Here is a 15,076-nt window from a genome sequence, read left to right on the forward strand (position 1 = left end):
GCTTCCGAACAGGGAATCGACCCAGGGAACCGACCATGTCCTCGATCAACTACAGCGAAAAGATTCCGAACAACGTCAACCTCGCCGACGACCGCGCGCTGCAGCGCGCGCTCGAACAATGGCAGCCCAACTTTCTGTCGTGGTGGGGCGATATGGGCCCGGAAGGCTCGCACAGCTACGACGTGTATCTGCGCACCGCGGTCAGCGTCGACGCGGGCGGCTGGGCGCATTTCGACTACGTGAAAATGCCGGAGTACCGCTGGGGCATTTTCCTCACGCCGGGCGAGCAGGATCGCAAGATCCACTTCGGCGAGCACAAGGGCGAAGCCGCGTGGCAGGACGTGCCCGGCGAGCATCGTGCGAACCTGCGCCGCATCATCGTCACGCAGGGCGATACCGAGCCGGCTTCGGTCGAGCAGCAGCGTCACCTCGGCTTGACCGCGCCGTCGCTGTACGATCTGCGCAACCTGTTCCAGGTCAACGTCGAGGAAGGCCGTCATCTGTGGGCGATGGTGTATCTGCTGCATCGCTACTTCGGCCGCGACGGTCGTGAGGAAGCCGAAGCCTTGCTCGGCCGCCGCTCGGGTGACGACGACAATCCGCGCATTCTCGGCGCGTTCAACGAGAAAACGCCGGACTGGCTCGCGTTCTACATGTTCACGTACTTCACCGACCGCGACGGCAAGTTCCAGCTGTCGGCGCTCGCGGAGTCGGGCTTCGATCCGCTCGCGCGCACCACGAAGTTCATGCTGACCGAGGAAGCGCATCATATGTTCGTCGGCGAGTCGGGCGTGTCGCGCGTGATCCAGCGCACCGCGCAGGTGATGAATGAGCTCGGCACCGACGACGTCGCGAAGATCCGCGCGGCCGGCGTGATCGATCTGCCGACCGTCCAGCGCTATCTGAACTTCCATTACTCGGTCACGATCGACCTGTTCGGTGCCGATCATTCGTCGAACGCGGCGACGTTCTATAGCTCGGGCCTGAAGGGGCGCTACGAGGAAGGCAAGCGCGACGACGATCATCGCCTGAACGAGCATAGCTACAAGCTGCTCGACGTGCAGGACGGCAAGCTCGTCGAGCGCGAAGTGCCGATGCTCAACGCGATGAACGAAGTGCTGCGCGACGATTACATCAAGGACTCGGTCGCGGGCGTCGGGCGCTGGAACAAGGTGCTCGAGAAGGCCGGCATCGACTTTCGCATGACGGTGCCGCACAAGGCGTTCAACCGGCAGATCGGCACGTTCGCGGGCACGCGCGTGTCGCCCGATGGGCGCGTCATCAGCGAAGCCGAATGGGCCGCCAACGAAGCGAAGTGGCTCGCCACGCCGGAAGATCGCGCGTTCGTCGCTTCGCTGATGGGTCGCGTGACCGAGCCGGGCAAGTTCGCGAACTGGATCGCGCCGCCCGCGATGGGTGTGAACCGTCAGCCGGTCGATTTCGAATACGTGCGCTTCAACTGAAGCCGGCGAAGCGCACGAAAGGCGCGCCACGCAAGCGCCGCATTGCCAGGTGGAGGAAATCATGAACGGCCTAGTATCGGTCGAAGTGCTGCGGCAACATCTGATCGATCCGGAGATCTGCATTCGCTGCAACACCTGCGAAGAGACCTGTCCGATCGATGCGATCACGCATGACGACAACAACTACGTCGTGAAGGCCGATGTCTGCAACGGCTGCATGGCCTGCGTGCCGCCGTGTCCGACCGGCGCGATCGACAACTGGCGCACGGTGCTGAAGGCCGACGCGTATTCGATCGACGAGCAGTTTACATGGGACGTGCTGCCGGAGCAGAACACGATGGCGGTGCCGGCTGAAGAAAAGGCGGCCGCGTCCGCCGCGGGCGACAGTTCCGACGAAGCGGACGGCCTCGAAGTGGATACCGTGCGCGGCGCGGTCGTGCCGCCGTGGTCCGGCCGCGAAGCCGTACGTGAATCTGTACACGCACAAGGCGCCGACCACCGCGACGGTGGTCGGCAACTACCGGCTCACCGACAGTGCGACGTCGAGCGACATCCATCACATCGTGCTCGACTTCGGCTCGATGCCGTTTCCGGTGCTCGAAGGCCAGTCGATCGGCATTCTGCCACCGGGCACCGCCGCCGACGGCCGCGTGCACCACGCGCGCCAGTACTCGATCGCGAGTCCGCGCGATGGCGAGCGGCCCGGCTATAACAACGTGTCGCTCACTGTGAAGCGCGTGTCGCAGCAGCACGGCGACGCGATCGACGGCGTCTGTTCGAACTATCTGTGCGATCTGAAGAAGGGCGACGTCGTCAACGTGATCGGTCCGTTCGGCAGCACCTTCCTGATGCCGAATCATCCGAACTCGCATCTGCTGATGATCTGCACGGGCACCGGTTCCGCGCCGATGCGCGCGATGACCGAGTACCGCCGGCGCAAGCGCCTCAAAGGCGCGACCGGCAAGCTGATGCTGTTCTTCGGCGCGCGCACCAAGGAGGAGCTGCCGTACTTCGGACCGCTGACGAATCTGCCGAAGGATTTCATCGACACCACGCTCGCGTTTTCGCGCACGCCGGGACAGCCGAAGCGCTACGTGCAGGATGCGATGCGCGAACGTTCGGCCGACGTTGCGAACCTGCTGAAAGACGACAACACCTATATCTACGTGTGCGGTCTCAAGGGCATGGAGGACGGTGTGCTGCAGGCGCTCAAGGACATCGGCGAGCAGCTTCAGCTCGATTGGGAAGCGTTGTGGGCGAAGCTGAAGCGGGAAGGGCGGCTGCATCTGGAAACGTACTGACGTACTGACGCACTGATCGCGCGCGAATCATTTTGAAAATCGCGGACGGTTTGCTACAGTCGGCCCACGCAGTCGGCCGCGCGCCGGCGTCCCCTCGCCGAACGCGGCAGGCCGCCACCCCCGCAGCCACTCAGACGGAGCCGTCCGATGAAGCCGATTCGTTCACTCGCGATGCTCGCGCTATTGCAGGCCGTGCTGGCGCATCCGGCGAGCGCCGACGACCTCGCGCAGATCAAGGCATCGGGCGTGTTCCGGATCGGCACCGAAGGCACGTACGCACCGTTCACTTATCACGACGACACGGGCAAGCTGACCGGCTTCGACGTCGAACTCGCCCGCGCGATTGCGCAGCGTCTCGGGGTCAAGCCGCTATTCATCGAAGCCAGATGGGATGGGTTGATCGCCGGTCTCGACGTCGATCGCTACGACGCGGTGATCAACGAGGTCGCGATCACCGACGAGCGCAAGCTCAAATACGATTACTCGGACCCGTACATCACGTCGCACGCGGTGCTGATCGTCGCCTCGGACAACACGACGATCAAATCTTTCGATGACCTGAACGGCCGCAAGTCGGCCAATACGCTGACCAGCAACGTCGGCAGGATCGCGGCCGCGCACGGCGCGCAAGTGATTCCGGCGCAGGGCTTCGACGAATCGATCGATCTGCTCGTCACGGGCCGCGTCGATGCGACCGTCAACGATTCATTGTCGTTTCTCGACTATAAGAAGCGCGTGCCCGACGCGAGGATCAAGGTCGTCGCGGTCGATACGTCGCCCGATAGCAGCGACAAGTCGGCGGTACTGATCCGCAAGGGCAATCCGAAGCTGCGCGTCGCGATCGACGACGCGCTCGCCCGTATGCGAAAAGACGGTACCTATCAGCGGATTTCGCTGAAGTACTTCGGCCGGGACGTGTTTCAGTGAACCTCGGCCGACTTTGACGCGGATATATTCACGTCAAAAAAGAAGGGGCGTCGTCGAGACGCCCCTTCTTCATTGCCATCAGCCCGTTGAACATGCGGCGTGCCGCGCGTTCAACGCGGCAGACCCTAGCCTCACACCGTCGCGTCGCTCAGCGCTGCGTCGAAGAAACGCTCCTGTGCATCCGCGTTCACGCGTGCATACGCGCGGTTCACGCCGCTGATCACCGCGCGAATCGACGCGGTAATCAGGTTCGCATCGACACCGACGCCGAACGCGCTGCCGGCCACATCGGCGCCGGCCATTTCGGCGATCGCGATCGCGCGCGCATCGGCGCCCTGCGTGAGCGCGCGTTCCTCGTAGTGCTGGATGCGCACGGGCACGTCGAACGCGTGCATCAGCGCGTCGAGCGGGCCGTTGCCGGCGCCCGTCAGCACGCGCGGCGTGCCGTGGATTTCGACGTTGAGCTTGATGTGCTCGCGGCCGTCATGCTCGGACAGGCTGTGGCTGACATAGCGGACCGGCTCGGCCGTGCGCACGTATTCCTGCTGGAACAGGTCCCAGATCTGCGCGGGTGTGACTTCCTGGCCGCTGTCGTCGGTGAAGCGCTGCACGGCCGAGCTGAAGTCCACCTGCAGGCGGCGCGGCAACACGACGCCGTAGCTCTGCTCGAGCAGATAGGCGATGCCTCCCTTGCCCGACTGGCTGTTCACGCGAATCACGGAGTCGTAGGTGCGGCCGAGGTCGCTCGGATCGATCGGCATGTACGGCACTTCCCAGATCGCGTCCGGCTTCTGCGCGGCGAAGCCCTTCTTGATCGCGTCCTGGTGCGAGCCCGAGAACGCGGTGAAGACGAGATCGCCGACATACGGGTGACGCGGATGGATCGGCAACTGCGTGCATTCCTCGGCCGTGCGCGCGACTTCGTTGATGTTCGAGAAATCGAGCTCGGGATCGACGCCTTGCGTGTACAAATTCAACGCGAGCGTGACGAGATCGACATTGCCGGTGCGCTCGCCGTTGCCGAACAGGCAGCCTTCGACGCGATCCGCGCCCGCCATCACGGCGAGCTCCGCGGCGGCGACGGCCGTACCACGGTCGTTATGCGGATGGACCGAGACGATCAGCGAATCGCGGCGTGCGAGATTGCGGTGCATCCATTCGATCTGGTCCGCGTAGACGTTCGGCGTGGCCATTTCGACGGTGGCCGGCAGATTGACGATCGCCTTGTGCTCGGGCGTCGGTTGCCAGATGTCGAACACCGCGTCGCAGACTTCCTTCGCGAATTCGAGTTCGGTGCCGCTGAACACTTCCGGGCTGTATTGCAGCGTGAAGTGCGTTTCCGGCTGCGCGTCGGCGAGGCGCTTCACCGTGCGCGCGGCCTTCTGCGCGAGTTCGATCACGCCGCTCTTTTCGAGGCCGAACACGATCTTGCGGAAGTCCGGCGCGGTCGCGTTGTACAGGTGGACGATCGCGCGCGGGGCGCCGCGCAACGATTCGAACGTACGCTCGATCAGATCGTCGCGCGCCTGCGTGAGCACTTCGATCGTCACGTCGTCGGGAATATGGCCGCCCTGGATCAGTTCGCGCACGAAGTCGAAATCGGTCTGCGAGGCTGAAGGAAACCCGACTTCGATTTCCTTGAAGCCGATCTGCACCAGCGTCTTGAACATGCGCATCTTGCGCTCGGCGTTCATCGGCTCGAACAGCGCCTGGTTGCCGTCACGCAGGTCGGTGCTCATCCAGATCGGCGCGCGCGTGATGGTGCGCGACGGCCACTGGCGATCCGTCAAATTGATCGGCTTGAACGAACGGTACTTGGTAGCGGGGTTTTTCAACATTTTCATCATCCGAGGGAGAGACCGTGGAACGGGTGTCGACCGGACGACGAAAACGCGATACTGGGCCGCCGGTCGGAAACCGGGGCTGGGTCAGTTACTGGGGATTCAAGCGATGCTTCGGTGTATCAGAGAGAAGCGGACGCGCGCAGCAGCAGACCTAGCCCGGTAGAGCGGGCTAGTAGTAGCGATAGGGTGGTCTGGGCGCGGTACATAGTGCGCAATGGGAACATATTATTGAGATTGCGTCAAGGGCACGCAGTGTGCTCGTGCCGCGTTCGATTCACGGGTGAGCTCACGAGGCATCGTCAATTCACTGAGCAGGAGGCGAACATGAAAAAAGTAGCGTGGATATCCGCTGTCGCAAGGATCGGCGCGTGCGCGGCGTTGGCATGCGGGTTCGTCGGGCAGGCCGGCGCGCAGGGGCTCAGCGCGCAGAACGACATGAACGCGCCGCAGAACAGCACGCGCCTGATGCCACATGCGGCGCTCGGCAGCGAGTATCCGACGCACGGCAACCAGCAGGCGGGCGAGTTGAATCTGAATCCGACCGATCCTCGCGCGCAACTGGTCAACGGCTTGCCGAACAACCCGAGCGCGGGCGGCTATGGCGCGCCGCTGGCCGGCGTGCGTACTTACGTGCAACCGCTGCGGCCGGCAAATTGACTTCCTCGACGCCTGGACAGTCTTTCGACCGAGCCCCGCGTTGCTCACCCGCCGGACAAAAGCCGCAGCGTATCGCTGTTCAACAACACCGATACACCTATCGCGAGCAGGATCAGCGGCAGCACCGCCGAGCCGTACCGCCGGATCGGCCCGCCGAGCAACGGATGGTCGACGAGCCATGCCGCGCCCGCGCACCACAGCCCGATCATCACGATGAACACGAGCGAAACCAGCGCGTTCTCGGCGGGTGTATGACTGGCGTACAGCGGCACGTAGACGGCGAGGTTGTCCGAGCCGTTGGCGATGGCGACGCTCGCGACGGTCCAGCTCGATGAGCCGCGAATGGATGGGGGAGCGCTTGTACGGCTGTCCTCGCTATCCCTATTCAGTGCGTGGCCACAACCGAAGCGCTGCCACGCCTTGTGCAGTCCCACGACGATCGGCAGCAAGCCGAGCAGGCCGACATACCCGGCTGGCAGGCGCGTGAGCAAGGCCGCGAGCCCGAGCGCCGCGGCGACGAGGATCAATGATCCCGCGTACTGTCCCGCAACCACGCGACGCCGTTTTGCGCCCGCTTCGGCCAGAAAGCCGAGCAGGACGAACAGGTTGTCGATATTGGTCGCGGCATAGGCGACGATTGCGAGCAGGACGAGGCTGAGCATGAAGAAGCCGGAATCGTTACCGGGGGGAGTCGCTTGGAATTCGCCGCGCCATGTGGGTAAACCGGGCGGCCGGCCAACACGATGCCGATGCGCCGCGTCAAGGTCAAGCGGCTACAATGGCCGGGACCTCGAACAACGGAATATCGATGAAGATTCGCCTTCTCTCTGTCGCCTGTCTCGCGAGCGCCGCGGCGCTGCTGGCGGCCTGCACCATCGTCACCCGCAACTCGAGCGCCTGTGAACAATTGATGCGCAGCAAGCTGGCCGAGCCGTCGTCGGGGATGTCGTCGGATCGGCTGCGGGTCACGCATCGCGGGGCCGCGATTCGCGGCTCGCGGGTCGTGGTGGAGGGGACCATCGAGCATGCGATGAGCGCGTCCGCGACCGCGGCTTCCGCGCCGCTCACGGCATCGGCGTCGCAAGCGGCCTCCGAGGCCAAGGTGGCCGCGAAGCCGGCCCAGCCGTCGAGGGTCCGCACGCCGGCGGCCGCCGAGTGCACATTCCACGGCGAACAGCTCGACGTATTCCGCTGGCTCGCGCCGCCGCAGCTGGCCCCGCCGGCAGCACAACCGGCCAGCGCGGCGGGCTGAGTTCGCAGCCGCGCGCCGCACCGTCGTTGCGCATCCAACCCAGGCAACCCTCAGAACGCGTAATACGGTCCCTGGCCGGCCGACGTATTGCGCGTCGCAATCGATGTGTAAATGCGTTTGCCGTAAAAGAACGGCAAGCCCCAGCCGAAACCCAGACTCGAATTGCCGGCGAGATTGTCGAACGCGTTGTTCGACGACGAAAACAGCGTGTTCGAATTGGCGATGTCGAACGAAACCGTGCTCGACACGCCATCGATGCCGGTGATCGACGCGCTTGCCGACTGCGTCGAAGTCGGGCAGTACCAGAAGCCGCACAACGGGAACTGCGTCGAGTGGAAGAAGAGGCCGTTCGAGCCGCTGTCGAGATAGCTCACCGCGTAGGTCAGGCCGCCCGTGTTCGTCGTCACGTAACCGGTCGCCGAGTTCGCCCTCAGAACGTTCGTGCCCGTGAGCATATTGTCCGACTGGGTGCCGATGCCGAAGATCAGCGAGCCTGACACGCTCGCCGCGCCCGCATCGGCGACGGCTGGCAAGTCGATCACGACGCCGTTGTTATCGAGCGGGAAGCTGCTGACGGGATTGGTCACCTGCTGCGCGAGCGGCTGCGCGATCGGGCTGCAGCCGCTCGTCGTGCAGCTGTAGTACCAGCGCGGCAACGCGAAGTTCGCGCAGCCGTTGCCGCAGTCGACCGGGAACAGGCCCACGCCGAGGATGCCATTCGCGTGCAGGCTCGATACGGTCAGCAGCGACGCGCCGCCGGAGTTCGCGCAGTCGGCCGGTGCGCCGGGCAGCGCGCTGTCGGCAATCAGTTGGATCGGAATCGATGACGCCTGTTGGCCAGCCATGCGTACGTCCGCGGTGTGGATCGAGCCCCACGCGTAGCCGCTGCCGAACACCGCACATTCGGCGCTTACGCCGCTGCCCGCGGCGATGGTCGGCAGCGACAGGGTGGTCGGCAGCGCCGATGCGAGGATGCGCAGGCCGTTCGAGCCGGTGTCCACCTGGATGTCGTCGATCGTCGCGCAGTTGCCGGTGCCGGCCTGGCAGACGGTGACGCTCGTCATCAGCATGTTGCGCGTATTGCCGGGCGATACGCCGACCGTGACCGGCTGCACGTTGGGCGTGGTCGATTGCGGCACGTTCGCGCTCGAAGTCGGCGCGCTCGCGGAACTGGTCGGCGCGCTCGCGGACGGCGTCGAGCCGGAGCCGGACGAGCCGGACGAGGAACTGCCGCCTCCGCCGCCGCAGCCGACCAGGGCCGCGCAGACGATCATAAGCAGGGCATGGAAACGCAAGGCGGATTTCATGGCATGGCCGTCCGTCTGGTGGAACTCAGGCGTGAAACGGGGCGCGAGCGACGCGTGCGGTGCGCGCGCGTCACTGGATGTCGTCGGAGGTGACGCCGGCGGGCAAAGCCGCCGGCAGCCACGCGCGGCCGACGTAGCCACGCATCGGTCCGCCGGACTCGACGATCACGTCGGAGCGCGCGACCCGCGACGAATGCAGATTGCCGCTGCCGGCCGCCGCCGCGGCGCCGGTCTTGTACGAGTCGCCGTATTTGCCGAGCAGCGCGTGCAGATCCGGCATCGTCGGGCCTTGCCATGCGTAGGCGACGATCAGGCCGGTGCTGGTCGCGTATTCGTTGATGGTGGTATTGCCGGCGTCGGTCCACGTGCGCTCGCGCAATGCGCCATTGAGCAGCGTGCGCGGCGCGCTCGCGCCCGCCACCGCCTGGCTCGGCATCGTGCCGCCCAATTCGGCATGCGCGCCGGAGCTCGCGGAGCACGCGACGACGGCGATCACCGAGGCGATCGCGGATGGATGGAGATTGAACCTGGACATGAGGCCTTCCTCGTTTGGCGCCGGATTTTTATTGAGATAACTCGATTAACGTAGCACCGGTTTTCTTCTGGTCTTTGCACACCTGCGGCGGACAGGACCGCACGCCATGTGGAAAACAAGCCGCATGCAAACCGGAAGCCCTTATGCGGCGGCCCTCCGGCGAAGACTTGGGAATACTCCCAAGGTCAACTCGAAAGTGTCATTGAGTGTTAAATTTACCTCATAAGAGGGCAAATAGCGTGACGGGCGCGGCCTTTTTTCCCGTGGCCGTTGCGTCGCCGTGGCATGCGGCGAGTCCCGGGCAAACCCCAGTTTTTGCACAGGCCTCGCCGGGACCGGTAAAATGTTGGGTTGATCCACGGAAACTTGCCGTGGCGTAGCGGAAGGATTCCCCGAACATGACTGATTTTCGTCTCACCAAGCGGTTTGCAGTAATGCTCATGGCAGGCGGGCTGGTCGCCGGCTGCGGTACCTCGTCGCCGACCAAAATCGACTATAGGAGCGACTCCCGTTCGAAGCAGGTATCGCTTGCCGTACCGCCGAACATGATCGACGAGACGGCCGATCAGCGTTCGCTGCCGCCGCAGGGCGGCGAAACCTCGTTGTCCACGCTGAGACAGGTGCAGGCGCAGGCGCCGGCCGGCGACGCGGTTGCGGTCGTGCCGCCCGTCCAGGGCATCCACATCCAGCGCGACGGCACCGAAAGCTGGCTCGTGATCGACAACAAAACGCCCGATCAGGCCTGGCCGCAAATCCGCCGCTTCTGGCAGGAGCAGGGCTTCCTGCTCGTCGTCGACCAGCGCGACAAGGGCGTGATGGAAACCGACTGGAACGAAACCCACGCGCAGATCAACGACGGCTTTATCCGCAACACGCTGTCGAAGGCGATGGGCAACAGCTACGTGAGCTCGGAGCGCAACAAGTTCCGCACCCGTCTCGAAGCCGCGCCGAAGGGCGGCACCTACGTGTTCGTCAGCCAGAAAGGCATGCGTGAGGCGATCACCGGTACGAACAACGAGTCGACCCAATGGCAACCCAAGCCGAACGACCCGGCGCTCGAGCAGGAATATCTGAAGCGCCTGATGGCCTCGCTCGCGCGGGCTGAATCGGGTGCGGGTGGCACGCAGAACGCCGAGCTGTCGCCTGCGGGCACGCAGTTCGCGCCGAACGCGGCGACGGCGGGTGCGAAGTCGGCGACGGCCGCCGTTGTCGCGCAGAACGTCGCGCTGGCGGCCCAGCCGTCGACGCCGGACGTGGATTCGGCCAACAACACGTCGGCGCAGCTGTCATCGACCGAGCTCACGCTCGGCGAGCCGTATGACCGTGCGTGGCTGCGCGTGGGCCTCGCGCTCGATCGGAGCAATTTCACGGTCGACGACCGCGACGTGAGCCGCGGCCTGTATTTCGTGCGCTACGTCGATCCGAAGGATATGTCGTCGGCCGAGCAGGGCTTCTGGAGCCAGGTCTTCCACGGCCGGAAGGAGAAGGTCGCCAAGGAGTATCGCGTGAACGTGCGCGCGGTGACGCCGAACCAGACCCGCGTGGCCGTGGTCGACGACAAGGGGCAAGTCGACGAAAGCTCGCAGGCCAAGCAGATCATGAGCCTGATGGCCTATCAGCTGCGCTGATACGAGAGCCTCGCGGCCAACGCCGCTGGTTCGACGAAAAAACCGCCCGGAGCAATCCGGGCGGTTTTTTTTCGACCGCGCCCTCAGGTGTCCGCGCGCCGCCGCGTGCCCACCCACGGCAGCCGCTTGATCACACCGGTCGCCAACGCGGTGCCGACCAGAATCACCGCGCACCCTTCGAGCATGCCGGGCGACACCGTCTCGCCCAGAAACAGCGCGCCCCACAGAATGCCGAAGATCGGAATCACGAAGGTCACGGTGATCGCGCGTGTCGGCCCGGCGACCGCGATCAGATGGAAGAACAGCATGTACGCGATGCCGGTGCAGGCGACGCCGAGCGCGATCACCGCGCCCCACGCGCGCAGCGAGATCGGCGCGGCGGGCCAGTAGATCACCGCGAGCGGCAGCAATACGATCGTCGCGCCGATCATCGTGCCGGTCGCGACGCTGAGCGCGTCGACGCCAGTCAGGTGACGCTTCGTGTAATTGGCGGCGATGCCATAGAGCAGCGTGGCGCCGAGCGCGGCGCCGGCCGCGAGTGCGACGGTGAGCGGCGAGGCGGCCGATCCGTCCGGTGTCGCGATCTGGTCCCACACGAGCATCAGCACGCCGAGAAAGCCGACCACGAGGCCGAGCGTGCGCAGCGCGCTGAGCCGGTCGCGCAGCCACAGAAAGCCGACCAGCGCGCCCCACAGCGGCGCGCACGCATTGATCACCGACGTGACGCCCGCCGACAGCGTCAGCTCGGCATACGCGAACAGACAGAATGGCGCCGCCGAATTGAGGATGCCGACCACGAGCAGCGGCAACGCGTGCGTGCGCAACACCGTGGCGGACTGTTGCAGCGGCCGTCGCGCGATCAGCACGATCGCGAGAAAGAGGGCGCCGATGCCGACGCGCAGCGCCATCAGCGGCGCGACGCCGAAGTCGGTCACGCCGACGCGGATGAACAGGAACGATGCGCCCCACAGGGCGGCGAGGATCAGCAGTTGCAGAAGGTTTCTGGCTTTCATTGGAATGGCGCCGCGCGCAGTTGAGTCGAGACGCCAGCTCATCCTAACAGTGCGATCGCGCGATTCGTTTCAATGCGGGATGAAACGGCAAGATCCGGGAGACGGCCGCGTCCGGGTAGGTCGATCGTAAACGCCGCGAGGGTGCGCGCCAAACGAGCAATTCTCACCGATATGTGAGAAAAATTGCGATGCGGCGGAGCGGTAGGGGGGACGGAATTGCAAACGGCGCCTGCGATGCGCGGGCGCCGTCCGGAACAATGTGAACTGCGTTGCGCCGTCAGCGGCGCGAGCTCAGTGCGGAATCATCCATTGCAGGAAGTTCTGCTGCGCCCACACGAGCACGCCGAGCAGCACCGTGAGCAGAATCGAATGCTTGAAGGTCTTGGCGAACACGACTCCTTCCTTGCCCTTCAACTCGGTGGTCGCGACGCCGGTCGAAATGTTCTGCGGCGAGATCATCTTGCCCATCACGCCGCCCGACGAGTTGGTCGCCGCCATCAGCACCGGATTCAGATTGAGCTGCTTGGCCGCCACCACCTGCAGATTGCCGAACAGCGCATTGCCCGACGTATCGCTGCCCGACAGGAACACCGCGACCCAGCCAAGGAACGCCGACACGAGCGGAAACACCGGCCCGACCGACGCGACTCCGAGGCCGAGCGTGTAGTTGAGGCCCGAGTAATTCATCAGATACGCGAGGCCGACGATCGTCGCCACGGTCAGAATCGCGATGCGCGTTTGCACCCACGTGTCGGAGATCGCCTTGCCGAACTCGGCGGGGGAGAGCCGCACGACGAACGCGGTGATGAGCGCCGCGACGAGGATCGCGGTGCCGGTCGCAAGCGGCTGGAAGTCCCAGATCGCGCTGTACGGCGTGTTGTACAGCGTGATGAACACGGCCTTGTCGAGACCCGGCCACGATACCTTGACGTCACCGATCGTGAAGATCCTCGCGACCGTCCAGACGATCACGACAACCGACACGATGATCCACGGATACCAGCCCTGCCCGCCGCCGATTTTGCCGCGCACCTCGTTGATGCGATCGACGTTGATCGCGAATTTCGGATCGGCGACGGGCTTCCAGACCCGCAGGAACGCCACGGTCAGGATCAGCGAAACCAGCGAAGACAGCACGTCGGTCAGGCTGTAGTTCACGAAGTTCGAGACGACGAACTGGGTCAGCGCGAAGCTCAGGCCCGACACCAGCAGCACCGGCCAGATCCGCAGCATGTTGCGAAAGCCCGCGTACACGCCGATCACATAGAAGGGCAGCAGGACTGCAAAGAACGGCAATTGCCGCCCGACCATCTTGCCGAGCACATCGGACGGCAAATGCGTGACCGCGCCGAGGACCGTGATCGGCACGCCGAGCGCGCCGAACGCGACCGGCGCGGTATTGAAGATCAGCGTGAAGACCAGCGCTTCAAGCGTTGGAAAGCCGAGCATGATCAAGAGTGAGCTCGTGATCGCGACCGGAGTGCCGAAGCCCGAAATGCCCTCGAGCAGCGCGCCGAACGAAAAGCCGACCACGACGAGCACGATGCGCCGGTCGTTCGGTAGGTTGTCGATCATCCACAGGCGGAAGGCCTCGAAGCGTCCCGAGCGCTGCGCGATGTTGTACAGCAGGATCGCGGTGAACACGATCCACATCACTGGCCAGAGCGCAAAGACGACGCCGGCTGCGACCGAGTTGAACGCGAGCCCGACCGGAAACTGCCAGACGAAAATCGCTACGATCAAACCGACGATCAATCCCGCGAGCGACGCCTGCCACGCTGGCCTGCGCGCCCAGCCGAGCAGCGCGAGCACGACGATGATCGGCAGCGCGGCGACGATAAACGACGCAAAAAGCGAATTACCGACTGGAGTGAGCAGTTGATGAAACATCATCTCTCCTTCGTTGTTGTGTAATTCGACGCGGGAGATTGCGCATGAGGGCGCGTCGCTCTGGCACGGCGGACGCTCGCGAGTGGCCTCGACCAAGCGGCGGCGCCGGATTTAAGCGGGTGCTGCGTGCAACCTTTCAAGAATAGAGCGCCATATCGGCGAGTCAAGCCGGGAAAGTACGGGCGGGTGCGCGCGGTGGCGGCCGAAAGAAAGAGAGGTCAATGCCAGTGGCCGCCCCAATGGCCCCCCCAGTAGCCACCAATGCCGATCGCAATCGACGGTCCATAGTAGGCGGGATAGCCGTAATAGGCGGGATAAGGATAAGCGGGCGGCGGATAGTAGGCGGGATATACCGGCGGTGCCACGTACACGGGCGCGGCGGCTGCATAACCGGGCGGCATGTCCTGCGGCGCGACCTGCATTTGCCCCTGGGCTTGAGGCGTCTGCTGTGGATCGGTGGCCGGTGCGGTTTGGTCCGCTGTGGTCGCGGGCGCGGTCGAATAGTACGACGTGTAATAGCCCGCGGGATAGTAGCCGGCGGGGTAATAGCAGCCGGCTAAAAACAGACTGGGGGCGAGCGCGGAAATCGCGGCGGCGGGGCCGCGCGAACCTTGCGGAAAAACTGGATGCCTCGCGTGGCGTCGAGAGGCGCACCGCGCGAAGATGGGTGACGACGCGGGACTTCATGACGCGCTCCTCGATGAACCGATGCCGCCTCGCGCGACGTCGTGATGAGGAGCTTACGCTTCTGCCGCGGCAGCGCTGTGGCAAAACCGCAACCGCATATTTCAGTCTATTTCCACGCGCGCTGTCGGGACGAGGGCGCACCGCATTCGCGGCTCTCGTCAGTCCGGTGCGGGGTCGGAATAAATGCTTGGCTGTCCTGTATGAATCGTCAGACGCATCATCGGACGCAACGCTCACTTGCCGATCTGGTTACCGATGACACCGCCCACGGCCGCGCCGCCCAACGTCGACAAGCCGCTGCCGCCGATCGCCGCCCCGGCCGCGCCCCCGACACCCGCGCCGATCGCGGTATCGCGTGTGCGCGGGGACATGTCGCCGCATGCCGCGACACCCGCGACGAGCGAAAGCGCGACTGCGACCGGGCCAAGACGAGTACCGAGTTGACGGATCGATTTCATGATGCTGACTCCCTTCGTTGTTGGAAGTAGTTGTTTCTTTCTGTCAGCACACAGCGTGCCTGCTCGAAGCGGCGAAATAAAAAAAGCCCGCCATGCCGGCGGGCTTCGATACTG

13 protein-coding genes and 1 pseudogene are annotated in these 15,076 nt (G+C 64.6%); 6 read left to right on the plus strand and 8 right to left on the minus strand.

Features of this window, described 5'->3' with window-relative positions:
- The first annotated feature begins 35 nt into the window (after window positions 1–35).
- The 3 genes and pseudogenes from boxB to QFZ91_RS20920 all read left to right on the plus strand — a co-directional run bounded on the left by boxB (window position 36) and on the right by QFZ91_RS20920 (window position 3,691).
- On the plus strand, window positions 36–1,463 hold the full coding sequence (gene boxB, locus QFZ91_RS20910) for a benzoyl-CoA 2,3-epoxidase subunit BoxB (protein ID WP_429568293.1): 1,428 nt from the start codon (window positions 36–38) through the stop codon (window positions 1,461–1,463).
- A gap of 61 nt (window positions 1,464–1,524) precedes the next feature.
- A pseudogene (boxA, locus tag QFZ91_RS20915) lies at window positions 1,525–2,764 on the plus strand (benzoyl-CoA 2,3-epoxidase subunit BoxA).
- Window positions 2,765–2,911: 147 nt separating this feature from the next.
- Entirely contained in the window at window positions 2,912–3,691 is a 780-nt protein-coding gene (locus QFZ91_RS20920) for an amino acid ABC transporter substrate-binding protein (RefSeq protein WP_429568294.1), read from the plus strand.
- A 131-nt stretch (window positions 3,692–3,822) separates the two neighbouring features.
- On the opposite strand, the gene leuA is transcribed toward QFZ91_RS20920, so the two are convergent.
- A complete protein-coding gene (gene leuA, locus QFZ91_RS20925; RefSeq protein ID WP_429568295.1) occupies window positions 3,823–5,529 on the minus strand; it encodes a 2-isopropylmalate synthase in 1,707 nt (568 codons plus the stop codon).
- 330 nt (window positions 5,530–5,859) lie between these two features.
- On the opposite strand from leuA, the gene QFZ91_RS20930 reads away from it, so the two are divergent.
- Window positions 5,860–6,192 (plus strand): hypothetical protein, encoded by a 333-nt coding sequence (locus QFZ91_RS20930; RefSeq protein ID WP_176382119.1) that lies wholly within the window; start codon window positions 5,860–5,862, stop codon window positions 6,190–6,192.
- 44 nt (window positions 6,193–6,236) lie between these two features.
- On the opposite strand, the gene QFZ91_RS20935 is transcribed toward QFZ91_RS20930, so the two are convergent.
- Window positions 6,237–6,854, minus strand: coding sequence for a cadmium resistance transporter (locus QFZ91_RS20935; protein ID WP_429568296.1), 618 nt, complete (start codon window positions 6,852–6,854; stop codon window positions 6,237–6,239).
- A gap of 146 nt (window positions 6,855–7,000) precedes the next feature.
- On the opposite strand from QFZ91_RS20935, the gene QFZ91_RS20940 reads away from it, so the two are divergent.
- The gene (locus QFZ91_RS20940; protein WP_429568297.1) at window positions 7,001–7,444 is read left to right on the plus strand and encodes a hypothetical protein; all 444 of its coding nucleotides are present in this window, start codon (window positions 7,001–7,003) and stop codon (window positions 7,442–7,444) included.
- 50 nt (window positions 7,445–7,494) lie between these two features.
- On the opposite strand, the gene QFZ91_RS20945 is transcribed toward QFZ91_RS20940, so the two are convergent.
- On the minus strand, window positions 7,495–8,751 hold the full coding sequence (locus tag QFZ91_RS20945; protein ID WP_429568298.1) for a DUF3443 domain-containing protein: 1,257 nt from the start codon (window positions 8,749–8,751) through the stop codon (window positions 7,495–7,497).
- Between the two features lie 70 nt (window positions 8,752–8,821).
- Entirely contained in the window at window positions 8,822–9,286 is a 465-nt protein-coding gene (locus QFZ91_RS20950) for a DUF2844 domain-containing protein (RefSeq protein ID WP_429568299.1), read from the minus strand.
- A 398-nt stretch (window positions 9,287–9,684) separates the two neighbouring features.
- Between QFZ91_RS20950 and bamC the strand changes: the two genes are divergently transcribed.
- Entirely contained in the window at window positions 9,685–10,914 is a 1,230-nt protein-coding gene (gene bamC, locus QFZ91_RS20955; protein WP_429568300.1) for an outer membrane protein assembly factor BamC, read from the plus strand.
- A gap of 83 nt (window positions 10,915–10,997) precedes the next feature.
- On the opposite strand, the gene QFZ91_RS20960 is transcribed toward bamC, so the two are convergent.
- The 4 genes from QFZ91_RS20960 to QFZ91_RS20975 all read right to left on the minus strand — a co-directional run bounded on the left by QFZ91_RS20960 (window position 10,998) and on the right by QFZ91_RS20975 (window position 14,962).
- The gene (locus QFZ91_RS20960) at window positions 10,998–11,927 is read right to left on the minus strand and encodes a DMT family transporter (RefSeq protein ID WP_429568301.1); all 930 of its coding nucleotides are present in this window, start codon (window positions 11,925–11,927) and stop codon (window positions 10,998–11,000) included.
- Window positions 11,928–12,218: 291 nt separating this feature from the next.
- Window positions 12,219–13,817 (minus strand): L-lactate permease, encoded by a 1,599-nt coding sequence (locus QFZ91_RS20965; RefSeq protein ID WP_429568669.1) that lies wholly within the window; start codon window positions 13,815–13,817, stop codon window positions 12,219–12,221.
- A gap of 218 nt (window positions 13,818–14,035) precedes the next feature.
- A complete protein-coding gene (locus tag QFZ91_RS20970; RefSeq protein WP_429568302.1) occupies window positions 14,036–14,239 on the minus strand; it encodes a hypothetical protein in 204 nt (67 codons plus the stop codon).
- Window positions 14,240–14,737: 498 nt separating this feature from the next.
- A complete protein-coding gene (locus QFZ91_RS20975) occupies window positions 14,738–14,962 on the minus strand; it encodes a glycine zipper 2TM domain-containing protein (RefSeq protein ID WP_429568303.1) in 225 nt (74 codons plus the stop codon).
- Between the last annotated feature and the right edge of the window lie 114 nt (window positions 14,963–15,076).

It is taken from the genome of Paraburkholderia sp. JPY419 (genome assembly GCF_050435705.1).
Lineage (GTDB): Bacteria > Pseudomonadota > Gammaproteobacteria > Burkholderiales > Burkholderiaceae > Paraburkholderia > Paraburkholderia youngii.